This is a genomic window from Micromonospora sp. PLK6-60, assembly GCF_019890675.1.
GTDB lineage: Bacteria > Actinomycetota > Actinomycetes > Mycobacteriales > Micromonosporaceae > Micromonospora.
In genome coordinates this window covers 1-24,597 of the sequence record NZ_JAIOAA010000023.1, presented here as the reverse complement: position 1 = coordinate 24,597, position 24,597 = coordinate 1, and the positions used below count along the sequence as shown (strand labels likewise).

23 protein-coding genes, 1 tRNA gene and 1 pseudogene are annotated in these 24,597 nt (G+C 73.3%); 11 read left to right on the top strand and 14 right to left on the bottom strand.

The window, feature by feature from the left end; all coding sequences use genetic code 11:
• Positions 1-15 precede the first annotated feature (15 nt).
• A complete protein-coding gene (locus K7640_RS27385) occupies positions 16-279 on the bottom strand; it encodes a cell division protein CrgA (RefSeq protein ID WP_222957816.1) in 264 nt (87 codons plus the stop codon).
• A 230-nt stretch (positions 280-509) separates the two neighbouring features.
• Between K7640_RS27385 and K7640_RS27380 the strand changes: the two genes are divergently transcribed.
• From K7640_RS27380 to K7640_RS27365, 4 genes are all read left to right on the top strand, one after another.
• Positions 510-1,316 (top strand): DUF881 domain-containing protein, encoded by an 807-nt coding sequence (locus K7640_RS27380; RefSeq protein ID WP_222957815.1) that lies wholly within the window; start codon positions 510-512, stop codon positions 1,314-1,316.
• Positions 1,317-1,840: 524 nt separating this feature from the next.
• Positions 1,841-3,154: a class E sortase gene (locus tag K7640_RS27375; protein WP_308042779.1), complete on the top strand. Its 1,314-nt coding sequence runs from the start codon at positions 1,841-1,843 to the stop codon at positions 3,152-3,154.
• Positions 3,155-3,157: 3 nt separating this feature from the next.
• Positions 3,158-3,451, top strand: a complete 294-nt coding sequence (locus tag K7640_RS27370; RefSeq protein WP_222957814.1) for a hypothetical protein — start codon at positions 3,158-3,160, stop codon at positions 3,449-3,451.
• Positions 3,452-3,455: 4 nt separating this feature from the next.
• Complete coding sequence (locus K7640_RS27365) at positions 3,456-4,106, top strand: aminodeoxychorismate/anthranilate synthase component II (RefSeq protein WP_222957813.1); 651 nt, start codon at positions 3,456-3,458, stop codon at positions 4,104-4,106.
• A gap of 24 nt (positions 4,107-4,130) precedes the next feature.
• Here K7640_RS27365 and K7640_RS27360 read toward each other — a convergent pair whose 3' ends face one another.
• Genes K7640_RS27360 through K7640_RS27325 form a run of 8 tightly spaced genes read right to left on the bottom strand, consistent with a single transcriptional unit; the run spans position 4,131 to position 13,816 of the window.
• The gene (locus K7640_RS27360; protein WP_308042777.1) at positions 4,131-4,826 is read right to left on the bottom strand and encodes an ElyC/SanA/YdcF family protein; all 696 of its coding nucleotides are present in this window, start codon (positions 4,824-4,826) and stop codon (positions 4,131-4,133) included.
• Between the two features lie 14 nt (positions 4,827-4,840).
• On the bottom strand, positions 4,841-6,658 hold the full coding sequence (gene pknB, locus K7640_RS27355; protein ID WP_222957812.1) for a Stk1 family PASTA domain-containing Ser/Thr kinase: 1,818 nt from the start codon (positions 6,656-6,658) through the stop codon (positions 4,841-4,843).
• On the bottom strand, positions 6,655-8,094 hold the full coding sequence (locus K7640_RS27350; RefSeq protein ID WP_222957811.1) for a serine/threonine-protein kinase: 1,440 nt from the start codon (positions 8,092-8,094) through the stop codon (positions 6,655-6,657). Before K7640_RS27350 ends, pknB begins: the two co-directional genes overlap by 4 nt.
• The gene (locus tag K7640_RS27345) at positions 8,094-9,587 is read right to left on the bottom strand and encodes a penicillin-binding protein 2 (RefSeq protein ID WP_222957810.1); all 1,494 of its coding nucleotides are present in this window, start codon (positions 9,585-9,587) and stop codon (positions 8,094-8,096) included. Before K7640_RS27345 ends, K7640_RS27350 begins: the two co-directional genes overlap by 1 nt.
• Positions 9,584-11,071, bottom strand: a complete 1,488-nt coding sequence (locus K7640_RS27340) for an FtsW/RodA/SpoVE family cell cycle protein (protein WP_222957809.1) — start codon at positions 11,069-11,071, stop codon at positions 9,584-9,586. Before K7640_RS27340 ends, K7640_RS27345 begins: the two co-directional genes overlap by 4 nt.
• 28 nt (positions 11,072-11,099) lie before the next feature.
• Positions 11,100-12,539 (bottom strand): PP2C family serine/threonine-protein phosphatase, encoded by a 1,440-nt coding sequence (locus tag K7640_RS27335; protein WP_222957808.1) that lies wholly within the window; start codon positions 12,537-12,539, stop codon positions 11,100-11,102.
• Positions 12,536-13,021: an FHA domain-containing protein gene (locus tag K7640_RS27330; RefSeq protein WP_222957807.1), complete on the bottom strand. Its 486-nt coding sequence runs from the start codon at positions 13,019-13,021 to the stop codon at positions 12,536-12,538. Before K7640_RS27330 ends, K7640_RS27335 begins: the two co-directional genes overlap by 4 nt.
• Positions 13,022-13,027: 6 nt before the next feature.
• Complete coding sequence (locus tag K7640_RS27325; protein WP_222957806.1) at positions 13,028-13,816, bottom strand: DUF3662 and FHA domain-containing protein; 789 nt, start codon at positions 13,814-13,816, stop codon at positions 13,028-13,030.
• 208 nt (positions 13,817-14,024) lie between these two features.
• Here K7640_RS27325 and K7640_RS27320 point away from each other — a divergent pair.
• The 3 genes from K7640_RS27320 (at position 14,025) to K7640_RS27310 (ending at position 16,100) form a co-directional block, all read left to right on the top strand.
• A tRNA-Leu gene (locus tag K7640_RS27320) sits at positions 14,025-14,110 on the top strand.
• 77 nt (positions 14,111-14,187) lie between these two features.
• Entirely contained in the window at positions 14,188-15,297 is a 1,110-nt protein-coding gene (locus K7640_RS27315; RefSeq protein ID WP_222957805.1) for an NAD-dependent epimerase/dehydratase family protein, read from the top strand.
• A complete protein-coding gene (locus tag K7640_RS27310) occupies positions 15,294-16,100 on the top strand; it encodes a WecB/TagA/CpsF family glycosyltransferase (protein ID WP_222957804.1) in 807 nt (268 codons plus the stop codon). The genes K7640_RS27315 and K7640_RS27310 overlap by 4 nt, the downstream gene beginning before the upstream one ends.
• A 590-nt stretch (positions 16,101-16,690) precedes the next feature.
• Here the strand turns inward: K7640_RS27310 and K7640_RS30910 are convergent.
• Positions 16,691-18,160: pseudogene (locus K7640_RS30910) on the bottom strand (S8 family peptidase); the annotation flags it as partial.
• Positions 18,161-18,375: 215 nt separating this feature from the next.
• Here K7640_RS30910 and K7640_RS27300 point away from each other — a divergent pair.
• The gene (locus K7640_RS27300) at positions 18,376-18,975 is read left to right on the top strand and encodes a hypothetical protein (RefSeq protein ID WP_222957802.1); all 600 of its coding nucleotides are present in this window, start codon (positions 18,376-18,378) and stop codon (positions 18,973-18,975) included.
• Here the strand turns inward: K7640_RS27300 and K7640_RS27295 are convergent.
• The 3 genes from K7640_RS27295 to K7640_RS27285 all read right to left on the bottom strand — a co-directional run bounded on the left by K7640_RS27295 (position 18,943) and on the right by K7640_RS27285 (position 20,604).
• Positions 18,943-19,341, bottom strand: coding sequence for a hypothetical protein (locus K7640_RS27295; RefSeq protein ID WP_222957801.1), 399 nt, complete (start codon positions 19,339-19,341; stop codon positions 18,943-18,945). The two genes, K7640_RS27300 and K7640_RS27295, sit on opposite strands and share 33 nt — an antisense overlap.
• Before the next feature lie 190 nt (positions 19,342-19,531).
• Positions 19,532-19,753 carry a DUF397 domain-containing protein gene (locus K7640_RS27290; protein ID WP_222957800.1) on the bottom strand — a complete coding sequence of 74 codons (222 nt, stop codon included), beginning with the start codon at positions 19,751-19,753 and terminating at the stop codon, positions 19,532-19,534.
• Positions 19,729-20,604 (bottom strand): helix-turn-helix transcriptional regulator, encoded by an 876-nt coding sequence (locus K7640_RS27285; protein WP_222957799.1) that lies wholly within the window; start codon positions 20,602-20,604, stop codon positions 19,729-19,731. Before K7640_RS27285 ends, K7640_RS27290 begins: the two co-directional genes overlap by 25 nt.
• Positions 20,605-21,242: 638 nt before the next feature.
• On the opposite strand from K7640_RS27285, the gene K7640_RS27280 reads away from it, so the two are divergent.
• Together K7640_RS27280 and K7640_RS27275 are read left to right on the top strand one after the other, a co-directional pair.
• Positions 21,243-21,527, top strand: a complete 285-nt coding sequence (locus tag K7640_RS27280; RefSeq protein WP_222957798.1) for a hypothetical protein — start codon at positions 21,243-21,245, stop codon at positions 21,525-21,527.
• A 99-nt stretch (positions 21,528-21,626) separates the two neighbouring features.
• A complete protein-coding gene (locus tag K7640_RS27275) occupies positions 21,627-22,070 on the top strand; it encodes a hypothetical protein (RefSeq protein ID WP_222957797.1) in 444 nt (147 codons plus the stop codon).
• Between the two features lie 49 nt (positions 22,071-22,119).
• Here the strand turns inward: K7640_RS27275 and K7640_RS27270 are convergent, their stop codons facing one another.
• Entirely contained in the window at positions 22,120-22,983 is an 864-nt protein-coding gene (locus K7640_RS27270; protein WP_222957796.1) for a PASTA domain-containing protein, read from the bottom strand.
• Between the two features lie 213 nt (positions 22,984-23,196).
• Between K7640_RS27270 and K7640_RS27265 the strand changes: the two genes are divergently transcribed.
• A complete protein-coding gene (locus tag K7640_RS27265) occupies positions 23,197-24,597 on the top strand; it encodes a hypothetical protein (protein ID WP_255610055.1) in 1,401 nt (466 codons plus the stop codon).

Below are 24,597 nucleotides of genomic sequence, written 5' to 3'. Positions count from 1 at the left end.
CGGCCGCTCAGCGGGTCAGCGCCAGCGGGAGAGCAGGATCAGCGAGGCGACCATCGCGCCGAACCCGACCGCGAGGTTCCAGTAACCCCACGACATCACCGGGTACTCCTGCTCGGAGAGGTAATACACCACCAGCCAGCCGATGCCGGCGACGATCAGCGCGACCGCCGTGACGGGCAGCCAGACCGGGCTAGGCTTGCGCGTCGCCGCCGTTGCCGTGGGACGGACGTCCGTCGGCGGGGTGTACACCTTCTTCTTGCGGACCTGAGACTTGGGCACGACGCTCTCCAGAGGGGGTGACGACCTCGTCCGGCCTGACAACCGGGCGCGGGGGCGACGGTCCATGGCCAATAATGTTCGACAGCTAGCGTAGTCCCGAAGGCCCGCTCAGGCCACGAATGGGGTCAGTCCGGTCCGCGGAGTGACCGAAAAGGGCGGAACTGTCGCGGCCGACGCACCGGTCCGCGACGTGGCGGGCCGACACCAGACGACGCGGAAGGAACGCCCCGGTGGAGTACACATCCGGCGCCGCCTCCTGGCAGAAGGTCATCCGACGGGCGGTCGCCGGCCTGCTGCCCCGGCGGGGACGCCAGCGCCGCCCCGGCTGGTCCGTCGGCGTCCCGCTGATCGCCGCCGCCGCCGGTCTGCTCTTCACCACCACCGCCACCACCGCCGGCGGGACCGCCCTGCGCGAGGACCGCCGGCCGGAGCTCAACCAGCTCATCGAGGAGCGGCGCACCCAGGTCGAGGGGAACGAGCGCCGGGCCGCGCGGCTGCGCGCCGAGGTGGAGAGCGAGACCGCCGTCCTGGCGGACACCGACGCGCCGATCCGGGCCCAGCAGGACCGGGCGAAGGGGAGCGAGCAGGCCGCGGGCCTCACCGCGCTCGCCGGCCCGGGGATCACGATCGAGCTGAACGACGCGCCGCCGCCGGGCGCCCAGCCGCTACCCAAAGGGGTGAGCTACGACGACCTGGTCATCCACCAGGGCGACGTCCAGGCGGTGGTCAACGCGCTCTGGGCGGGTGGTGCCGAGGCGATGTCAATCATGAACGTCCGCGTGCTCAGCACCAGCGCGGTACGCTGCGTCGGTAACACCCTGCTGCTGCACGGCCGGGTGTACTCCCCACCATTCAAGATCGTAGCAATCGGCGATCCCGCTGCCCTTCAGCGGTCCCTCGCCAGCTCCAAGGGAGTCCGTTGGTTCATGGACGCGGTTGACGCCTACCACCTGGGCTACAAGGAAGACGTGTCCACGGTCACCGTGCCGGCGTTCGAGGACTCCACCGCGCTCCGCTCGGCCAAGGTGCCCCGGTGAACCAGGGCCCGGACGAGCGGCGCGACGGTCGACACCGTGACCCGAGCGACGACCCGACGGCCTTCATTCCCAAGATCGACCGACCGGCCGCGCCGCCCGATCCGCCCCGGGTGGAGCTGCCCTGGCCGGACCGGAAGCTCACGCCCCGCCCGGCCGCCCCGGTGCCCGGGCCGGACCGCTTCCCGGATGGCGAGCGCCGCCCGGCCCGACCCGGCCCGGCCGCCGGCCCACCACCCGGCCGCCCGCCGGCGCCCCCGGCGTGGCGGGGCGAACCAGAGCACCGGCCCGCATCACCGCCGGACGCGCCACGGCACGCCCCACCCACCCCCGGACCGAACGCCGCCGGACCGCCTTCCGCCGGGCCGCCCGTTACCACGCCGCCCCCCGCCGGCCGGCCGGCCGACGACCCGCGCAACGCCGGGTGGCAGCGCCCGGGGACCGGCGGCGAGCACGCCCACCCGCCACCGGACCCGTCCGGGCAACCCTGGACGGCCCAACGCCGGTCGGAATCACCCGCGACGCCCGTGAACGGGGCAGCCGCCGCGCCGGGGGCGACCGCCCCCGCCGCCAGCGCCTGGTCCGACCGCTCCGCGCCCACCGACGCCAGGCCCGACCGGGCCGCACCCGCCGCCGACTGGCCCGACCGCGCCTTCACCGCTGACGCCAGGTCCGACCGCGCCGCGCCCGCCGCCGACTGGTCCGACCGCGCCGCGCCCGCCGGCCCGAACGGCGTACCCGGCCGTGCTTCCGGCTCGGCGGCGCCGGGCGGCCCGGCCGCGCCGGCCGGCGACGCGCCCACCGCCTTCATCCCCAAGGTCGACTCACGCCGCACGCCGGCCGCCGACCACGCCGACGCCGCCTTCCGCCCGACCGCCTCGGGCGGGCTGCCCTGGGGCGACGGCCGCCCCGAGCCGGCCGACCCGGGTGCCACCGCGGTGATCCCGGCGGTGACCGGGCGTCCGCCCGCCGGAACGCCGGGGCTGGACTCCACCGCGCTGATGGGTGCGGTGCCGCGCCCACCGGCCCGGGACGACCCGACCAGCGACGAGCCGCCCGGCGAGCCGCCCCGACCCCGGCGTGGCGAGCAGGTGGTCCAACTCCGCGCCCAGCAGACCGGCGAGGGCTACAAGAGCGTCTACTCCGAGCTGACCCGGCCGTCGTTCGCGTCCCGGCTGCGGACCGGGGTCCGGTTCACCGGAGAACTCCTGATCACCTTCGGCCTGGTGGTGCTGCTCTTCGCGGGCTACGAAATCTGGGGCAAGTCGGTCATCGTCGACGCCCACCAGCAGGATCTGAGCAGCGAACTCGCCGAGGCGTGGGCGCCGAGCGACGACCCGACCGTCGCCCCCAGCCGCGGGCCCACGCCGAAGCCCGCACCGGTGGTGCAGGGCAAGCCGATCGCCGGGCTCTACATCCCCAGTCTCGACAAGCACTGGGTCGTGGTGGAGGGCGTCGAGCAGAAGGACATCCGGTACGCCCCGGGCCACTACCCGAAGAGTGCGATGCCGGGCGAGGTGGGCAACTTCTCGGTCGCCGGGCACCGCAACCGGGCCACCTTCTGGCGGCTGGACGAGCTGAACGAGGGCGACGACATCGTCGTCGAGGGCAAGGACACCTGGTACGTCTACAAGGTCTACAAGACCAGGATCGTCCGGCCGGACCAGGTCGAGGTGGTGGCGCCGGTGCCGATGGCGCCCGGCACCAAGCCCAAGGAGAAGCTGCTCACCCTGACCACCTGCAACCCGAAGTTCGACAACTACCAGCGGCTGATCGTCCACGCGAAGCTGGACCACGACCTGCCCAAGTCGGCCGGGCGTCCGCCCGAGCTGGGGAGCTGACCCATGTACGCCTGGATCTGGCGCAAACTGCCCTTCGGGCTCGCCGGCAAGCTGACCGGCTCGGTGCTGCTCGCCGCTGCCGCGTTGGCGCTGCTCTGGTTCGTGGTCTTCCCGTGGGCGGAGCCCCTGCTGCCGTTCGACGACGTGCAGGTCACCCAGGACTCGGGCGTACCCGACGGCGGTGGTGACTCCGGGGTGACCACCGAGACCGGCAACCCCGGCGACCCGGGCGACGGGCACGAGCTGCCGTACGACACCGACCAGAACAACACCCCGCCCCCCTCTCCCCGCAGGTGAGTCGATGCGCGTACTGGTGATCGACAACTACGACTCGTTCGTCTTCAACATCGTGCAGTACCTCGGCCAGCTCGGCGCCGAGTGCGAGGTCCGCCGCAACGACGAGATCGACCTGGCCGAGGTGGGCCGGGTCGGCGCCGCCGGTGTGCTGCTCTCGCCCGGGCCGGGCAGCCCGGACCGCGCCGGGATCTGCCTCGACGTGATCCGGGAGTACGGCGACACCCTGCCCATCTTCGGCGTCTGCCTCGGTCACCAGGCGATCGGAGAGGCGTTCGGCGGGACGGTCACCCGGGCCCCGGAGCTGCTGCACGGCAAGACCTCCGAGGTGCGGCACGAGTCGGCGGGCGTGCTCGCCGGGCTGCCCGACCCGTTCACCGCCACCCGCTACCACTCCCTCGCCGTGTTGCCCGAGACGCTGCCCGACGAGATCGAGGTGACCGGCTGGACCGGTTCCGGCGTGGTGATGGCGATGCGGCACCGGTCGCTGCCCATCGAGGGCGTGCAGTTCCACCCGGAGTCGGTGCTCACCGAGGGCGGCCACCTGATGCTGGCGAACTGGCTGGCCGCGTGCGGTCACCCGGAGGCGCTGGAGCGGGCCCCGGAGCTGGCCGCCGAGGTGGACGCCCGCCGGCGGGCCGCCTTCGCCTCCGCCTGACACCACCGGCACGCCCCCGGGCGGTCAGCCGCGCAGCGCGTCCCGCACCGCGGGGTCGGCCGGCGAGCGGACCTCGGGGGGCCGCCGGCGCAGCGCGTCCCACGCCGCCTTGCCGCTGGCGAAGTAGTCCCGGGCCGCCTTGCCGACGAGCAGTGCCGACCCGCAGCCGGGACAGCGGGCGGCCACCCCGTCGGCGTCGAGGCCCACGTGCCGGCACAGCGTCACCGCCCGGGAGAGGTGGTACGACTGGGTCACGATCAGGGCCCGCTCGATGCCGTACACGTCCCGGGCGCGTACGCAGCTGTCGTAGGTGTCCAGGCCGTGCGGGTCGGCCACGACGCGCTCCCGGTCGACCCCCAGCCGCTCGGTCAGGTAGGCGGTCATCACCGTCGTCTCGTCACCGGAGGCGCCGCCCCCGTCACCCGACACCAGGATCACCCGGGCCCGCCCGCTGCGGACCAGCTCGGCGGCGGTCTCCAGGCGACCGGTGAGCCGGTCACCCGGCCGGCTCCGGTCGGCGGCCACCGCCGTGCCCAGGACGAGCACCACGTCGGCGGTGGGCGCCGCGGCCTCGGGGTACAGGTGCCCGCGAGCGCCGAGCGTCGTCCACAGCCACGGCAGGCTGGCGAGGAGCAGCCCGGCGAGGCCGCAGACGCCCACCCGGGTCAGCAGCCGCCGCCACCGGTTCGCCCGGCGCGGCGGCTCGGAGTCCCGGTCCACCAGCGGCGCGCCGGCTACTCGGGCAACCGGGCCGGCGGGGTGGTCGGCGGCAGCGGGAACCCGCCGCCGCCGCCCGTCTCGGTCGCCGTCGGGGTCGGATCGGGGCTGCCGGTCGGCTCGTCGGTCGGCGTGGGTTCGGTGGTCGGCTCCGGCTGGGACACCGTGATGGTGATCTCGGTGTTCACCGGCTTGCGGTCGTTCGCCTTCGGGTTCTGCTCGGTCACCTTGCCGGCCTGGTCCGCCGGGACGTTCTTGCCCAGTTCCACGCTCACGTTGGTGAAGCCCGCCTCGCGCAGCCGCTCCTTCGCCTGGTCCTCGGTCAGGCCGACGACCTTGGGGACCCGCACGATGTTGCCCTTGGACACCTCGACGGTCACCGTGCTGCCCTCGGGCGCCTTGGTGCCGGCCTCCGGCGAGACGTTGACGACCTGGCCCTCCCGCTCGGAGCTGCTGACGTCCTTCCGGTCCGGCTTCAGACCCAGGCCCTTGAGTTGCTGCTCGGCGTTCTCCCAGGTCGAGCCCTTGAGCGGTGGGATGGTCACCTCGGCCGGGCCGCCGCAGATCGTCAGGGTCACGTCCCGCCCGGGTTCGAGCTGCCCGCCGGTCGGCTCCTGGCTCACCACCGCGCCCTTCTTGCAGGTGGTGTTGCGGACCGGGTCGTCGCTGACCTTCGGGGTCAGCTTGGCGGCCTCGATCTCCGCGACGGCCGCGGCCTGCGCCTTGCCGACCACGTTGGGCACGGTGGCCAGCTCGGGCTTCTCCTCACCCGTCGGCCAGAGCAGCGCGGCGACCAGCGCGATCACCGCGAGCACGCCCAGCGCGGCGAAGACCGCGATCACCCAGGAGGACGACTTCCGCTTGCGCGGGTCGCCCACCCGGGCCGGGATCTGCCGGGTCGCACCGGCCGGGTAGCCCACCGCCGCGCCGGCCGGCGCGAGCTGGGTGGTCTCGTCCTGGTGCGGCATCACCGGGGTGGCCATCACCGGCCGGCCGGCGGCGGCGCGGAGCAGGTCCGCCCGCATCTCGCCGGCGCTCTGGTAGCGGTTCAGCGGGTTCTTCGACAGCGCCTTGAGCACGATCGCGTCGACCGCCGGGTTGACGTCCGGGTTGATGTCGCTCGGCGTCGGCGGCGCCTCCCGCACGTGCTGGTACGCCACGCTGACCGGACTGTCGCCGACGAACGGCGGGTGCCCGCAGAGCAGCTCGAACAGCACGCAGCCGGCCGCGTACACGTCGGAGCGGGCGTCGACCGCCTCGCCGCGGGCCTGCTCGGGGGAGAGATATTGCGCGGTGCCGATGACCGCGCTGGTCTGGGTCATCGTGGTGGCGCCGCTGGCCAGCGCCCGGGCGATGCCGAAGTCCATCACCTTGACCTGGCCGGTCTGGGTGAGCATCACGTTGCCCGGCTTGATGTCCCGGTGGATGATGCCGTGCCGGTGGCTGAACTCCAGCGCCGCGCACATGTCGGCGCAGATCTCCAGCGCCCGGCGCGGCTGGAGCCGGCCCTCGGCGCCGAGGACCTCCTTGAGGGTCCGCCCGTTGACGAACTCCATCACGATGAACGGCAGCGTCTCACCGGTCGGGCCGGTCTCCTCGCCGGTGTCGTACACGGCGACGATCGCGGGGTGGTTCAGCGAGGCGGCGTTCTGCGCCTCGCGGCGGAACCGCATCTGGAAGGTGGCGTCCCGGGCCAGGTCGGCGCGGAGCATCTTGATCGCGACGTCCCGGCCCAGCCGGAGGTCACGACCCCGGTGCACCTCCGCCATGCCGCCGTAGCCGAGCAGCTCGCCGACCTGGTACCGGCCACCGAGCAGGCGGGCCTGCGCTGTCATCGCGTCTGTCGTCCTTCGCTCGTCGTCTCGCCGCCACCCGGCCGGGTCAGTTCCCCCCGACGGTACGACGTCCGGAACGGATCGTCGGCTCCGTCATCGTTCAGCGCGCCGGACAGCACGGTCGACCGCGTGGGTGGACCGGACGGACCGGGCAGCGCAGTGTTGCGCAGCTTGTAGGAAATCACGCCGGAGCAAAGCAGGACCAGCGTGAGCATCAGGATGACGAGCACCGCCCGGCCCGACCTGGACCGGCGCGGAGCCGGCGCCGGGACGGGCTGCCGGGCGTACCCGAGGGCCCGGTCGGGACGGGCCGGGGCCGGCGGCGGCACGGTCGCCGCCCCCCGGGGGTACGCCGGCTGCGACGTCGGCGGACGCGGTGGGGCGGGCCGGGCCGCGACCGGCGGGCGGGGCGGTCCCGGCGGTACGGCGGAGGCCGGCGGGCGGGGCTGGGCCGGTGACACCGGCGCGGCCGGCCGGTGTTGCTGCCCGGGCGACACCGGCGCGGGCGGGCGGTGCTGCTGGCGGGGCGGCGGCACCTGCGCCCGGGCCTGCGGGGCGGCCGGCGAGGACGGCGCGGCCGAGACCGGCCGGGCGTGCCCGGCGGCGCGGGTCTGCTGGGAGAGCACCGCCTTGGCCTGGCGGGCGACCCCGGCCAGCGTGGCGGCGCTCGGCCAGCGGCCGGCCGGATCCTTGGCCAGCGCCCGCTCCACGATCGACCGCACCTGCGGCGGGATGTCGCCGGGCAACGGCCGGGGCGTTTCCCGCACGTGCTTCATGGCGATCTCGAGTGGATTGTCCCCCTCGAACGGGCGCCGGCCGGCCAGGCACTGGTAGGCGACCACGCCCAGGGCGTACACGTCCGACGCCGGGGTGGCCACCGCGCCGGTCGCCTGCTCCGGGGAGATGTACGAGGCGGTGCCGAGCACCGACCCCGCGGCGGTCAACTGCCCCACCAGGTCGGAGCGGGCGATGCCGAAATCGGTAAGCACCAGCGTGCCGTTCGGCCGGACCAGCAGGTTTCCCGGCTTCACGTCCCGGTGCACGATGCCCTTGGTGTGCGCCGCGTGCAACGCCTCGGCGGCCTGGGCGACGAGCGCCATGGTCCGGGCCGGGGTGAGCCGCCCCACCCGGGAGAGCGTCGAGGAGAGCGCGTCACCCTCCACGTACTCCATGACCAGGAACGCCATCTGCTGGTCGCTGCCGTAGTCGTAGATGTCCACCACGCCCGGGTGGTTGACGGTGGCCATGGTCCGGGCCTCGCCGCGGAACCGCTCGGCGAAGCCGGGCTCGTCCAGCAGGGCCGGCAGCAGCGTCTTCACCGCGACCGTACGCCCGAGCACCTGGTCGGTGGCCCGCCAGACGTCGCCCATGCCGCCGCTGGCGATCCGCTCGTCGAGACGGTAGCGGTTGCCGAGCAGGACGCCGGGGCTGAGCATCAGCGGCCACCACCGTCGGCGATGGCCGCCTTCATGATCTGCGCGGAGATCCGGGCCGCCTCGGCGCTGCCGCCCTTGCCGGCGTTCTCCAGCATCACGCAGACCGCCGAGATCGGGGTGCCGTTGCGGTCCAGGGCGAAGCCGATGAACCAGCCGTGGTCCGGGTCGTTCGGGCCGGACTGGGCGGTACCGGTCTTGCCGCCGACCGTGTAGCCGTCGATGGCGGCCTTGCGGCCGCTGCCATCGGTGACCACGCTCTGCATCATCTCCCGCAGGTCGGCGGCGACCGGGGCGCTGACCGGCTGGCGCAGCTCGCGCGGCTGGGCCGTGTAGAAGCTGGTGGTGCGGTCCGGCGCCAGCAGCTGCTTGACCAGGTAGGGCCGCATCTGCTTGCCGTCGTTGGCGACGGCCGCCGCGATCAGCGCCCCCTCCAGCGGGGTCATCCGCACGTCGCGCTGGCCGATCGAGGACTGCGCCAGCGCGGGCACGTCCGTGTCCTGGATGTCGCCGGTCCGGCTCGGCGCCACCTGGTGACCGCCCTTGCCGAGCTGGCCGACGGTGAGGTCCTCCTGCTCGAAGCCGAACTGCCGGGCCTTCTCCTTCAGCTTGTCGGCGCCCAGCCGCACCCCAAGCTTGGCGAAGCCGGTGTTGCACGAATCCTGGACCGCCTTCTTCAGGGTGACCTGACTCTCCGGGCAGATCGACGGGGCGGCATTCTTGATCGAGCTGCCCGACGTCGGCGGGGTGTAGAGCCGGCCGGCCGGGATCATCGTCTCCTTGGTGATCCCGTTCTCCAGCGCCGCTGCGGCCACCACCACCTTGAAGGTCGAGCCGGGCGGCAGGGTCTCCGCCAGGGCCCGGTTGGCCAACGGCCGCTGCGGGTCGTCCTTCAGCTCGTTGTACGCCGCCGAGGCCGCCGCGGTGTCGTGGCTGGCCAGCGGGTTCGGGTCGAAGCTGGGCATGGAGACCAACGCCTGCACCGCACCGCTACGCGGGTCGATCGCGATCGCCGCGCCGCGCTTGGCGCCCACCTCGTTGCCGCGCAGCTGGGCGTACGCCACGTCCTGCGCGCGCTTGGAGATGGTGAGCAGCACGTTGCCGCCGCCGCTCTCCTCGCCGGTGAACATGTCCTTCACCCGGTTGGCGATCAACTGGTCGCTGGTCCCGGCGAGGAAGTCGTTCTCGCTGCGCTCGATGCCGGTGTCACCGATGTTGACCGGCTTGTAGCCGAGCACGTGGGCGTACTTGTCCTTGCCCGGATAGGTGCGCACGAACTGCAGCCGGCCGCCGGTCTCCTTGCTGACCGCGAACGCGGTGCCGCCGGCCTCGATGTTGCCGCGCTTGCGCTTGTATTCGGCGACCTGGACCCGGCCGTTGTAGTCGCTGTTGCGGTAGTCGTCGGCCTTGTAGGCCTGGATCCAGTTCAGGTTGGCGAAGAGCAGGCCGAACAGGACCATGACGACGACACCGACGCGGCGCAGTGGGGCGTTCACGGGCGGATCACCTCCGTGGGCGCGCCGTGCAACTGCTCCGGCGGGGTGCCGGACGGCCGGGCGGCGACGCCGCCCGCGCTCACCGGCCGGCGCGCGCCGTCGGAGACCCGCAGCAACACCGCGATGAGCAGCCAGTTCGCCATCAGCGACGAACCGCCGGCGGACAGGAACGGAGTGGTCTGACCGGTCAGCGGGATGAGCTTGCTGATCCCGCCGATGATCACGAAGACCTGGAGGCCCAGGGTGAAGGCCAGACCACCGGCGAGCAGCTTGCCGAAGGAGTCGCGCACCTCCAGCGCCGCCCGCAGGCCCCGCTCCACGATCAGCAGGTAGGTGACCAGCAGCGCGGAGAGACCGAACAGGCCGATCTCCTCCCCGATGCCGGCGAAGATGAAGTCGGTCTGCACCTCCGGCAGCAGGGTCGGCTGGCCGCCGCCGGGTCCGGCCCCGAACAGGCCGCCCGTGCCCAGCGTGAGCAGACCCTGGACCAACTGGTAGCCCCGGTCGTACGGCTCGGCGAACGGGTCCAGCCAGATCTGCGCCCGGTCGTAGAAGTTGGCGAACGGGCCGCCGACGGAAGCGCCCAGCAGGTAGGCCAGGTAGGCCCCGCCGAAGAACAGCAGCAGGCCGATGAGCAGCCAGCTCACCCGCTCGGTGGCGATGTAGAGCGTCACCACGAACATGCCGAAGTAGAGCAGCGAGGTGCCCAGGTCCTTCTCGAAGACCAGGACCAGGAGGCTGATCATCCAGACCACGAGCACCGGCCCGAGGTCCCGGCCGCGCGGGAAGTCGATGCCGAGCACCCGGCGGCTGGCCAGCGAGAGCACCTCCCGCTTGCGGACCAGGTAGTAGGCGAAGAAGGCCAGCAGGGCCAGCTTGGCGAACTCACCGGGCTGGATGGAGAAGCCGCCGACCCGGATCCACAGCTTCGCGCCGTTGATCTCCGAGAACCGGCCGGGCAGCACCGCCGGGATCATCACCAGCACGATGCCGGCGAGCCCCAGGGTGTACGCGTACCGGGACACCGAGCGGTGGTCCCGCATCAGCGCCAGCAGCCCGGCGGCCAGGATCACCGAGGCGAGCGTCCAGGCGAGCTGCCGCCCGCCGGTGCCGGCGAAGATCGCCAGGTCCGCCCGCTCGGCGGGGGTCGCCCGGGCCAGGTCGTACCGGCGGAGGAAGCCGACCCCGATGCCGTTGAGCAGGGCCACCGCGGGCAGCAGCGCCGGGTCGGCGAACGGTGCCAGCCACCGGATCACCAGGTGCAGGCCGACGAAGACCAGACCCAGCGCGGCGGCCGGGATCCAGAAGTCGGGGGTGACGGTGTCGAGCACGTTCGCCTCGACGGTCGCCCCGTACGCCGCCACCAGCACCATCGCCAGCAGCAGCAGGGACAGCTCGGAGTTGCGCCGGGACCGGGCCAGGCGTACGCCGAGCTGCTCGCCCGCGGTGGCGGGCGAGGTTGCCGGGGTGGCCGCAGCGGTCACGGAACGGTCCTTGAGGTCGAGCCGACGCTCACTCGGGCGACCGGCAGCCGGCCGGGTCGTTGACCGGCGGCACGGCGTCGGACGGCGGAGCGTCGGGCGTGGTGGTGGGAGCCGGGGTCGGCGTGACCGCCGGCGGGCTGACGGGGCGGGTCGCCGCCGGGCTCACCGGTGGGGCCGGCGCCACCGGCGACACCGTCGGCGCCGGTGTGCTGACCGCCGTGGCCGCCGGGCTGGGCGGACAGATCGGCTTCAGGTTCGGGTTCGCCGGGTCGTCGGCGGTCAGGTCCGCCAGCCGGCGCAGCGCGTCCGCCTCGCTCTTGGCCTGAATGCCCTGCTTGACCTGCTCCTGAGCGGCCAGGGTGAGGTCGTCCAGGCGGGCCGGGCTGACCGAGTCGATGCTGGACAGGTCGAGCCCGGCGACCTGGCCGGGCACCCCGCGGAAGACCGCCAGGTAGCCGTCCTCCGTCGCGCCGACGTAATACTGACGCTGGGTGTAGCTCCAGCCGGCGAAGAGGCCGCCGCCGAGGATGACCAGCAGGGCGGCCAGCATCGCGGCGGTACGCACCGGACGGCGGCGGGGCCGCTCCGGCTCGTCGTCCCGCCCGCTGGCGGGCTCCTCCTCCGGCGCGGCCGGCCGCGGCGCCTGCAGCGCCGAGGCGCGGGCCGCCGGGGTCGAGACGTCGGCCGCGGTGGCCATGCCACGGTCGCGCGCGGCGGCGCCGCCGACGATGGGGCTCGCCTCGACGATGTCGTGGTCGGTGGCGTCCGCGATGATCACGGTGATGTTGTCCGGCCCGCCGCCGCGCAGGGCCAGCTGGACCAGCCGTTCCACGCACTGCTGCGGGTCCGGGTATTCACGCAGGGTCTCGCCGATGGTGTCCGCGCTGACCACGCCGGAGAGGCCGTCGCTGCAGATCAGGTAGCGGTCACCCGGCAGCACCTGGCGGACGCTGTATTCCGGGTCGATGTCGCGGCCGTCCAGGGCCCGGGTGAGCAGCGACCGCTGCGGGTGGCTGCTCGCCTCCTCGGCGCTGATCCGGCCCTCGTCGACAAGCATCTGGACGTAGGTGTCGTCCTTGGTGATCTGCGCGAACTCGCCGTTGCGGAGCAGATAGGCGCGCGAGTCGCCGATGTGGACCATGCCCAGCTTGGTGCCGGAGAAGAGGGTCGCGGTCAGCGTGGTGCCCATCCCCTCCAGCTGCGGGTTGGCGTCCACGGTGTCGCGGAGTTGTTGGTTGGCGGTGCCCACGGCCGAACGCAGCGCGTCGACGAGGGCGTCACCGGGGACGTCCTCGTCGAGCGGTGCCATGGCACCGATGACGATGTTGCTGGCGACGTCACCGGCGGCCATGCCGCCCATGCCGTCGGCGACGGCGAGAAGCCGCGGCCCGGCGTAGACGGAATCCTGGTTACCGTCTCGGATCAGACCGCGGTCGCTGTGGGCCGCATAGCGCAGGGTCAGAGTCATGGCCGTAATTCGAGGGAAGTGCGGCCGATCCGGATCGGCACGCCGAGGGGGACGGGGGTCGGTCCGGTGACCTTAGCGCGATCGAGATACGTGCCGTTAGTCGAGCCGAGGTCCTCGACGAACCACTGCCCTTCCCGGGGCACCAGCCGGGCGTGCCGCGCGGAGGCGTAGTCGTCGGTGATGACCAGGGTGGAATCCTCCGCGCGACCGATCGTGATCTGCGCCTCACCCAACGTGATCCGGGTGCCGGCCAGCTGACCTGCGGTGACCACCAGCTGGTGGGCGGCCCTGCCCCGCTTCACCTTGGCCGGCTTGGCCGCCGGCCCGGTCGGAGCGCCCACTCCCCGCGGCGCGGCCACGAGCCGGCTCGACCGGGCGCCCGCGAAGAGGTCCCGGCGGATGACGCCGACCACCGTGAACACGAAGATCCACAGCAGGATGAGGAACCCGAACCGGGCGACGGTGATGACGAGTTCCGGCAAGACGGCTCAGCCGTCCACGCGGAAGGTCAGCGTCGTCGTACCGAGCTGGATCATGTCGCCGGGGTTGAGCGCGACGGCCGAGACCCGCTGGCCGTTGACCATCGTGCCGTTGGTGGACCCCAGATCGGTCAGCACCACCTGGCCGCCGTCGAAGTCCAGCCGGGCGTGTCGGCGCGAGATGCCCACGTCCGGCAGGCGCAGGTTGGCCTGGTCACCCCGGCCGATCACGGTCGAGCCCATCTGCAGCGGGTAGGTCCGGCCGTCGCCGGAGACCAGCCGGACGTTGCGCGCGCCGCCGTGGCCGGGCGGCGGGCCGTAGCCGCCACCCTGGTCATAGGTGGGGTACGCGGGCGGGCCGGCGTCGTAGCCCGGCGCGGAGACCGGGGCGACCTCCCCACCGGTGTAGACCTCGGCGGTGACCCGGAACATGCCGGTGTCCAGCCCCTCGCCGCGCTCGATCTCGACGATCACGTCGCCGTAGACGGTCCAGGCCTGCTCGCCGATGAACTCCGCCTGCGACTGGGCCAGCTCCTGGGCCAGCGCGGCGGCGTACGGCGCCAGCCGACTGTGGTCGTACGGCGAGAGATCGATCACGTAGCGGTTGGGCACCAACGTGCGCCCACCGGCCAGGATCGCCTTGTGCGCCTCGGCCTCCCGCTGCATGGCGTTGAGGATCTCCACGGGGTGGACCACCCCTTTGAAGACCTTGGCGAAGGCCCCCTCAACCAGGCCTTCCAGACGCTTCTCGAAGCGTTGCAGCACGCTCACCGGCTCCTCCTCGGGTCCCGAGGACATGATGCTATCCGGCCGGCGCGCGCGCAGCTCACACGCCGCTCGGCGCCCCGGCGCCAACCCGTTCGGTAGGGCCATGTTCCTCGTGCTACTCTTTCGACCGCCACAGACGGTAACCCGTCGTGGCGCGACCTCGGACAGCGTAATGTGTCCGGGCCACCTGCCGAAAACGGCGGGGCCGGGGCGGGTTACAGTGATCCAGGCAAGCCACGGGGATGTGGCGGAATGGCAGACGCGCACGGTTCAGGTCCGTGTGTCCGAAAGGACGTGGGGGTTCAACTCCCCCCATCCCCACCAGAGTGACGAGGGCTCCGCAGCTTGATGCGGGGCCCTCGTCGCATATCGGGGCGTATCGGATCTCACGCTATGCTCCGATGGTTCCCTGCCTCCGACATCCGCAGGAGTGGCGTGTGACTGTCGCGTTGGTGACCGGATCCGGCGGTCTGATCGGCTCCGAGGCGGTCCGGCACTTCGCCGGGCTCGGCCTCGACGTGGTCGGCATCGACAACGACATGCGCCGGTACTTCTTCGGCGCGGACGGCTCGACCGCGTGGAGCCTGGACCGGCTCTCCGCCGACCTGGGGAACGCGTACACCCACTTCGCGGTGGACATCCGGGATCGGGACGGCCTGGAGCAGGTCTTCAAGAAGTACGGCTCGGACATCGCCGTGGTGATCCACAGCGCGGCCCAGCCCAGTCACGACTGGGCGGCCAAGGAGCCGTTCACCGACTTCGACGTGAACGCCGGCGGCACGCTGAACGTGCTGGAGAACACCCGGCGGCACGCCATCGAGGCGCCCTTCATCCACTGCTCGACCAACAAGGTCTACGGCGACCGGCCGAACAGCCTCCCGCTGCTGGAGCTGGAGACCCGCTACGAGCTGCCCGAGGATCATCCGTTCTTCCCGGGCATCACCGAGGAGATGTCGATCGACGCCTCGCTGCACTCGGTCTTCGGGGCCTCGAAGGTGGCCGCCGACGTGATGGTGCAGGAGTACGGCCGGTACTTCGACATGCGTACGGCCTGTTTCCGGGGCGGCACGCTGACCGGCCCGGCGCACTCGGCGGCGGAGCTGCACGGCTTCCTGGCGTACCTGATGCGCTGCGTGATGGAGGGCCGCACGTACAACCTCTTCGGCTACAAGGGCAAGATGGTCCGCGACGCGATCCACTCGCACGACGTGTTGACCGCCTTCGAGGCGTTCTTCCGGGCGCCGCGCTCGGCCGAGGTCTACAACCTGGGCGGTGGCCGGCATTCCAACACCTCGCACATCGAGGCGTTCCGGATCGCCGAGGAGATCACCGGCCGGGAGGCGAAGGTCAACTATGTCGAGCGCAACCGCACCGGCGACCACCAGTGGTACGTGAGCAGCATGGCCCGGTTCGAGGAGCACTACCCGGACTGGAAGATCACCTACGACGTGCCGATGATCCTGCGGGAGATCTACGAGGCCAACGCCGACAAGTGGGTGCCGGAGGCATGACCGGCGGCGGCAAGCGGAACGTCCTCGGCGTCCTGGTCGACGCCACCGACTACGCGACGGCGACCGAGCAGGTCGTGGCCGCGGCCCGGGACCGCCGACCGCTGGCGCTGACCGCGCTGGCCGTGCACGGCGTGATGACCGGGGTGCTCGACCCGGCCCACAACGCCCGGCTCAACTCCTTCGACGTGGTCACCCCGGACGGCCAGCCGGTCCGCTGGGCGCTCAACCTGCTGCACCACGCCGGCCTGACCGACCGGGTCTACGGGCCGACCCTCACCCTGCACGTGCTGCGCCGCTTCGCCGAGGAGGGCCTGCCGGTCTACCTGTACGGCTCGACCGAGGAGACCCTGGCCCGGCTGATCCCGGCGCTGGAGCAGATGTTCCCGGCGCTGAAGATCGCCGGGGTCGAGCCGTCGAAGTTCCGCGGCGTGCAGCCGGGCGAGGACGCCGAGATCGCCGACCGGATCCGCGCCAGTGGGGCCCGGCTCGTCCTGGTCGGGCTGGGCTGCCCGCGCCAGGAGGTCTTCGCGTACGCCATGCGGCCGCTGCTGGACATGCCGCTGATGGCGGTCGGCGCGGCCTTCGACTACCACGCCGGCCTGCTCCGCAACCCGCCGCCGTGGATGCAGCGGGTCGGGCTGGAGTGGCTGTGGCGGCTGGGCCTGGAGCCGAAGCGGCTCTGGCGGCGGTACATCATCCTCAACCCCGCCTACCTGAGCCGGCTGATGGCGCAGAAGACCGGCCTGTGGAAGGCCGTCCCGCCGCCGCCGGCCACCGAGCGACCGGCCGGCTTCGCGGTCTGACCCCACGACGACATCCGGCGGCCACCCGTGGGTGACCGCCGGACGCCGGTGGGAAGGTTGGCTCAGGAGACGTTCACCGCCGTGTCGTCGATGACGAACGACGTCTGCAGGGACAGGTCCTCCACGCCGGTGAACCGGATCTGCACGGTCTGGCCGGCGTAGCCGCCCAGGTCGAAGCTGCGCTGCGCGTAGCCGGTGTTCTTGTTCAGGTTCGAGTAGGTCGCCAGGGTGGCCAGCACCGTGCCGCCGCTGTTGAGCACCTGCACCCGCAGGGTGTCGTACGCGGTGGTGCTGGTCGTCTCCGCGGTGTCGATGTGCAGCCAGAAGGACAGGCCGTACGAGGTGCAGCCGGCCGGCAGTGACACCGACTGGGACAGGGTGTTCGTGCTGGAGGTGCCGTAGCCGTTCAGCCAGGCGTTCCAGCTGCCCGAGCGGGGCGGCTGGCCGGACGAGCCCCACTGCCCGATCACGCCGGAGCTGGCGCTCCACCCGGTGTTGCCGGACTCGAAGCCCGGGTTGGCCAGCTTCTGGCCGGCCCCGGTGCAGCCGCCGCCGGAGCTGGTCACGGTCAGCGTGTACGTCGCCGTCCGGGTGCCGGACGCCGCCGTGCCGGTGACCGTCACGGTGTACGTGCCGGCCGGGGTGCTGGTGGAGGTGGTGACGGTCATGGTGGACGAGCCGCCGGAGGTGACCGTGGCGGGGTTGAACGAGGCGCTCGCGCCGCTGGGCAGGCCGCTGGCGGTGAGGCTGACCGACTGGGCCGAGCCGTTGGTGGTGGCGGTGGCGACGGTGGCGGTGACCGAGCCACCCGCCACGGTGGAGCCGGCGGTGGGCGACACCGAGACCGAGAAGTCGTTCGTCGGCGGCGGGGTGCCGTCGTTGACCACGTAGAGCAGCTTGTTCGGCGAGCCGGTCCCCGGGTTGGTGACCACGTTGCTGGTGGCGTTGTTCACCAGGTAGTCCCGCACCTGCTGCGGGGTCCAGGAGGGGTTGGCGGAGGCGACCAGGGCGGCGGCCCCGACCACGTGCGGCGTGGCCATCGACGTGCCGCTGATCGTGTTGGTGGCGGTGTCGCTGCTGTTCCAGGCCGAGGTGATCGACGAGCCGGGCGCGAAGATGTCCAGGCAGGTACCGATGTTGGAGAAGGACGACCGGGCGTCGGTGTTGGTCGTCGAGCCGACGGTGATCGCCTCCGCGGTCCGGGCCGGCGAGGTGTTGCAGGCGTTGGCGCCCGAGTCGTTGCCGGCGGCCAGGCCGTAGGTGACGCCGGAGTTGATCGAGTTACGGACCGCGGTGTCCACGCTGGTGTTCGCGCCGCCGCCGAGGCTCATGTTGGCCACCGCCGGCTTCACCGCGTTGGCGGTCACCCAGTCGACGCCGGAGATCACCCCGGCGTTGGTGCCGCTGCCGGAGCAGTTGAGCACCTTCACCGCGACCAGCCGGACGCCCTTGGCCACGCCGTACGCCGAACCGCCGACGGTGCCGGCGACGTGCGTGCCGTGGCCGTTGCAGTCGGTGTTGTTGGTGTCGACGGTGTTGGTGCCCCAGCTCGCCCGACCACCGAAGTCGCTGTGGGTGGTCCGGATCCCGGTGTCGATGATGTACGCCCGCACGTTGGTGGCGGTGTTCGGGTAGGTGTAGGAGCTGTTCAGCGGCAGGTTGCGCTGGTCGATCCGGTCCAGCCCCCAGGACGGCGGGTTGGTCTGGGTGCCCGCGACCGAGACGGTGTGGTTCTGCTCGACGTACGCCACGGCCGGGTCGGCGGCGATCCGGGCGGCGGCCCGGGCGTCGACCCGGACCTCGAAGCCGCGCAGCGCGGCGCCCCAGGTGCGGGCCACGGCGCCGCCGTGCCGGCCGGTCACCTGGCGGGCGGTGTCGGCCACCTTCGCGGGCGCGAGGGTGGCGTCCCTGAGGACCACGATGTAACTGTCCGCCACCGCGTTCGGGCCGCCGGCGGCCCGGATGGGGCCGACCGGTTCGGCCGCCATCGCGGGGGTACCCACCGCGATCATCGACAGCGTGGCGATTCCGACGAGCACGGACCTGCGGGAAAGGGCCATTTCCGTACCTCCCTCCGACCGGCGCGCCGTCCTGCGCCGCGGAGAGCAGCGGGATCGACGCTGACCAATCGAGGTGAGGCTAGATCAGGGCCCACCGCTGTTACACATGTCGAAAGTTCCATCACACCGGCGTTATGGCCCCCTACGGGGCCTGCGGGGAAGAACCGGGGTTCCTGCCGGATTCGGTGGACGTCGAAATGGGCAAGGCTGAGTTCATGCCTGAGCATCTCGCCGTACTGCTGCCGATCGCCGGCGCCTGGGTGGCCGCCGGGGTGGTGGCGGAGCGCCTGCCGACACCGGACCTGGCCCGAGTCCTGCGCCAGCGTACCGCCTGGTTGCTCGGGCTGACGCTGACCGGCCTCGGGCTGACCGCGGGGGTCCTCGCCGCCGGCCTGCAGAGCCCGGGCGGGACACCGTACGACCAGGCCACCGCCGGGTTGGCGCTGGCGGTGCTGCCGGCCCTCGCGGTGGCGATCTGCACCGTCCGCCGGGTACGCCGGCTGCGGGCCGGCGCCGGCGCCCTCGCCGGCGCACCCGGCACCCCCGCCCCGCACGGCCTGCGGGCCGCCGCGGCGCATCCGCTGATCGTGCTGCCGGTGCAGCTCACCGCCCTGGCCACGGTGCCGGCGGTGCTCTCCGCCAGCGGCCTCGACCTGTTCACCGGGCCCGGCGTGACCGGCGCGGCGGTGACCGTCGGCGTGCTCGGCGCCCTCGCCATCGGCGTGCGGCACGCGCTGCGGCACAGCCGGCTCGCCGAGCGGGTGGCGCCGGCCGAGTCGACCTCAGCGCGGGCGGCCAGCCCCCTGCACGTATAGCAGTTCCAGGATCGCCCGGGTCGCCTCGAACCACCGGTCCAGCCAGCCGGGCGGCGGCACGCTCCCGCGCGGCGGCAGCTCCAGCAGCAACCCGCGCAGCAACGGATGGTCGGCGAGCGCGTCCGGCGACTCCAGCGGCCAGCCACCCGACGGGAAGGACGGCTCGGTGAGCGGGTTCGGGTCCAGCGACGGCAGGGAGAGCGGCGCTCCCTGATCCGCGGTGACGGCCTCCCGGCCGCCGGCCTCCGCCTCGGTGGAGACCACCTCGGTGAGCACCGTGTCCCGACGGGCGCCGCGGTACTTGCCACCGAACCGTTCCGGCTTGCCCGGCCCGCCGGTGAGATTGTCCGATCCGATCGTCGTCATGCGTCTCGCCTGCCTCGCTCGGTTGTGGATCGCGGCGTCGGATCGACCGGCACCGTATCGAGGGGTTCAACGAGTAGGGGCGGAAGTGGCGACGGCCGGGCGGACCGGCCACCGACCGGCGAAAAGGGGCGCGCCCCGGGGCCGGCCACACTGCCGGCCCGGGGCGCGCCCCCGACACCCGATCGCCCGGTCAGTCCCGGGCGAACCCGCCGCTCCTGGCCCCGGCGACGAAGGACCGCCAGTCGCCCGGCGCGAAGACCAGGGCAGGGCCGCGCCGGTCCTTGGAGTCCCGGACGCCGACCACCCCGGGCACGTAGGCGACCTCCACGCAGTTGTCGCAGTTCGGCCCGCTCTTCGAACTCTTGAACCAGCTCGCCTCCGCCAGTTTCACGGAGTGCCCCTTGGTCGCCATTTCCACAACGGCTCCTTCACCAGTTTCGCGATGTGTGTGACGGACTCCTCCGGGCGAATCGCCGCTGCTCGAACGTGATCGAAGATGAAGTTGTACTTCTGCAGTTCGTCGCTCTTCTCGAGGAAGAGCCCACCCGTGGCGTTCTCCGCGTACACGACATCGGGATCACTCTGTTCGGGGAAGCTGAGGATGGTGAACGTGCCGTCCATGCCGGCGTGCGCCCCCACCTCGAACGGCAGGATCTGGAGCGTCACGTTCGGCAGTTCGGCCACTTCCACCAGGCGTTGGAGCTGGCCACGCATCACCGCGTCGCCGCCCACCGGCCGGCTCAGCACCGCCTCATCGAGCACCACCCACAGATCGACCGGATCGTCCTGCGTCAACAACGACTGTCGACCCAGGCGGACTCGCACACGTTGTGCGACCTGATCCGTGGTGAAATCCGGCCGGGCGGCCCTGATCATCGCGCCCGCGTACGCCTCGGTCTGCAGCAGGCCCGGCACCACCTGGTGCTCGTACGCCCGGACCGAGCTGGCCGCGGCCTCCAGCCCGACGTACGCCCCGACCAGCACCGTGCTGTACGGGTGCCACCAGCCCTTCTGCCGCGCCTCCCGGGCGATCTGCACCAGTTCGTCGCTCTCGGCACCGACCACCCCGTAGATCCGGAGCATGTCCCGCACGTCCCGGGGCGTGGCCGTGGTGTGGCCGGTCTCGATCCGGGACACCTTCGAGGCGGAGCACTCCAGCTGCTCGGCGACCGCCTCTATCGTGATGCCGGCCGACTCCCGCTGCCGGCGCAGCTCGGCGCCGAGCCGGCGGCGCCGGATGGTGGGGCTTCGCCGCTCGCTCACCAGGCCACCCCGCGGGCCGTCGATCCGGGTCGCTGGTTCCTCCCGCTCACCGGGCACCTCCGGTCGGTCGCGCGTCCGGTCACGCCCGCCAGGGCGCGACCGTCGAGCGGCGGGCGATCGTTCGCGGCAGGGGGGTGGTGCCGGTCGTCGACCGGCCGCGACGGGCGAAACCGGCGTCCAGTGTGCCGTCCCAAGGTCCACGTCTTCAAGCATCGTTTTGCGTGCTCGACTCACGTATCGGCAAAAGTCGACGTGCAACTTGCATGTCGCACGACGCTGATGCAATCTGTCCGTATGCCTCGGGTCACTCACCGTTCCGGCCCGCAGCCGGAGGAGTGCCGCCCCGCCCCCACGGGACGGCACCGGTGCACCCCCGAGACACGGCACCACCGACCAGACCTGCTCCGGGCGAAGAGACCTCGCCGCTGCACGCCAGTTGACTGCGGCGGCGGGAGCGGCACCGAGGGCAGCCGGGTGATGGTCGGGTGGCGGCGCGCCACCAGCGCGTACGGCCCGGCCACCGCCACCCACCAGCCGGTCCACGAGGCACGACCCCGGGCACCGGGCCCGAAGTGAGACGTCCCCCCGATCCAGCTCTTGCCGGCTCGACGGCCGGCCGATCCTTCCCAGGAGCCCATGTGCTTCCCCGCGCCGGTGACGTACTGCACGTGACGCGAACAGCCAGTGTCCAGTTCCTCAAACCGATCATGTTCCGGGTGATCCGAGTGCACGACTGGCCGACCTACGACGGCTGGGTGTGGCTCGACGGCTACGAGTTGAACGCTTCGGGGGACGCGGTCAACCGACGGTCGATCTATGTCCAGGCGGCCGGTCTGCGCCAGCTCCGGTCCGCCCCGGCGCCCCGGCCGCACACCGTACGGCAGCGCCGGCCGGTCACCCGGACCCCGGTCCGGGTGGGTTAGCCACCCGTTACCAGGTCGGGGGGCGTACCGCCGCCATAGAATCGGTACGCCCACCCCGGCAATTTCCACCCCGCGCGCGTCCCGGACCCTGAACCTGGGATGGCCATGGCACACCTGCCCGCCGCGCGGCGGCACCACAGGTCCCGTATCGCCTACGCATTCGGACTGCTGGCTCTGGTCGGCGCTGTCGCCATCCTCGTGGTGGCGGTGCGGTACCCGGCCGAGTCGGCCACCCGGTTGAGCGCCCCGGTACCGGCGCCCGAGATCACCGTCCCCGGCGAGGAGGGGTCGCCGGGGACGGACCCCGGCTGGGTCGGCGGCCCGTGGGAAGCGCAGGCCGCCGGTGCCGACGCCACCCGGCCGCCCGACGTCCCGGCGGCCGGCCCGACCGACGGCACGCTGACCGAGGCGCGGGGCCGCCCGAGCGGCCCGGCGGACTACCCGGACGCGGCCCGCCGCTCGCTGTTCTGGTCCGGCGTGCTCGGTCTGGCCATCTCGCTGGCCGGCCTGGGCCTGGTGGGGACCCGCCGCCGGGGCTGGTAACCGATCATCCGGTGGCCCGCCGGGATGACCGCCGGCGCGCCGAATGACGTCAGCCGGTGGTGGTGGTGGCCTCCGGCGACGGCGGTGCGCCCGTGGTGGGGGCGGTGGTCGTCGGCTCCGTCCGCGGCTCGGCCACCACCAGCGTCACCTCGCTGTCCGCCGGCACCCGCTCGCCCGCCTCCGGGTCGGTCTCGAGCACCGTGCCGGGCGGGCGGTCCGACTCCCGGGTCCGCGTCCGGTGCTCCAGGCCGATCCGGTCGAGCAGCCGTTCGGCGGTCTCCTGCGGCAGGCCGACCAGGGGCGGCACCCGGACCCGGTCGGCGGCGGTGCTCGGTGGGGTGCTCGCCGGCCGGGTGCTCGGCGCGGTCGTCGTCGGGGCCGCGGTCGTCGGCGCGGCGGTCGGCACCGGCGAGGGGGACTGCTGCGGGCCGGTGCCGGTCTGCTGCCCGCGCAGCAGCAACCACACCCCCGCCCCGATCAGGGCGACCAGCAGCAAGGCGAGGATGCCCACCAGGATCGGCGTCCACCAGCGCCGCCCGCCGGGTTCCGGGGCGTACCACTCGGTGGCGGACTCGCGGTATTCCCCCGGCCGGGTCACCGGCACCTCGGCCCGGCCGGACCAGACGGCCGGCTCCGGTGGCAGCGGCGCGGTGCTCCCGGGAGACGCCCCGGCCGCGGCCCGCCCGGTGGTACGCCCCTCGACGGGCGGCAGTGCCCGGGTCCGGTCGATCGGCTCCCCAGCGCCCGCGCCCCCGGGCAGCAACCGGGTGTCGTCGGCCGCGGCCGGCTCGCCGCCCGGCCGGGGCAGCGGTCGAGTGCTGTCGTCGGCGGGGACCGGCTCGCCCGGCCGGGGCAGCGGCCGGGTGCTGTCGTCGGCGTCCCCGGCGGATGGCTGGTCACGACGGTCGCTCATCGCACGTCCTTTCCCACCGGGGCGGGCGCCCGTTGATCCAACGTAACCGCCCGGGTCAGCATCGGCAGGGATCAGCGCGCGGCGATCCGCCCGCCCGCCCGGGGCGGATCCTCGCCCGGGCGCCGTCGCGGGACCGACCCGGCCGCCTCACCGGGCGTGACGGCCGTCCGCCACGACTCGCCGCGCCGGTGCCGGGCCGTTACGCTGCCCCGCATGGCCAGACAGGGCTGGACGGGAGCGGTCGCCACCTCGATCGCAGTGGCGGCCGGTGCGGGCGCCGCACAACTGGGCTTCGGCTACGGCCTGGGCATCATCAACTGGTCGCCGCCGGAGGACGCCGGCGCGCGAGAGGCGGCCTGGGTCGCCAGCCTGATCTGGGCGACCTGGATCGCGGCCAGCTCGGTGATCGCGGGCGCGGTCTGCGGCCAGCGGCTGTCCACCCGCGACGGTGCCGACCGGACGGCCGGTGGCTCGCTCCGGCACTGGACGCTGGCCGCGGCCGGCGCGGTCGGCTCGCTGATCACCGTGCTGCTGGTGGCGGTGCCGGCGCGGGACGCCTCGGTGGCCGACACCTCCTCGCCACAGACCATCGCCGCCGGCTACGCCGCGCTCGGCGTGCTGGTCGGCCTGCTGACCGCGGCGTGGCTGCTGCACACCCGCGCCGCCGCCACGAACGTGCTCGCCACGGCGGGCTGGCTCTGGCTGCTCGCGGTGGCGTCCGTGGTGGACGGAGTGCTCGCCGGCCGCGGCCTGACCACCGCGCAGCTCGGCATCTGGCAGTTCAGTGGGGACCGGGCCGACTTCTGGATCCGGGAGTACTTCTACTGGCCGGGGGCGCTGCTCGCGATGGTCGCAGCACTGGCGATCGGCATGCTGGCCGCCCGTGGCGGCGCCCGGCGAGCCGACCGGCGGGTCGGGACCGCGGTGTCCGGGGCGGCCGGCCCGCTGCTGGTGGCGGTGGCCTACTTCCTGGCGGTGCCGAGGCTCACCACGATCGGCCGGGAACAGGTGTCGGCGCACCTCACCGCCCCGTACACGGTGATCGCCGGCCTGGCCGGCTCGGTCCTGGTGGCCGCGCTCGCCCAGCGGGCGGAGCGCCGGTCCGCCGCCGTCGGCGGCGCGGTCGTGCCCCGGCAACGCATCGGCGACGAACCCGTGGATACGGCCGCATTGGCGGAGGCCGCCGACGGCCCCGCATCGGCGACGCCGACGCCGGGTACGGCCGACCCGCTCACGCCGACGGACCGGCCCTCCCCGGCCGCCGACCGGCCGGTGGGCTCCCCGGCCGCCGCGGCGAGCCGGCCGCCCGGGCGGCGGGGCCGCGCGGCGGTCGCCACCGCGGAGCCGGCCGGCGCGGACGGGACGGTGAGCGGCGACCCGCGGACCGAGGACGCCACACCACGGGCCACCCCGCCCCGGCGCGGCAGCGCCGGCGCACGCGGCGGCCCGGCCGGGACGGGCGGCGCGGTGGGCCGGGCCGCCGCGGCGAACCCCACCGGTACGGCGAGCCCGGCCGGTCCGGCCGACGCGCCGAGCCCGGTCGACGACCCGGACGGCACCGGGGACGCCGCCCCGGCGACCCCGAAGAACCGGTCCGGGCGGCGCAACCGCTAG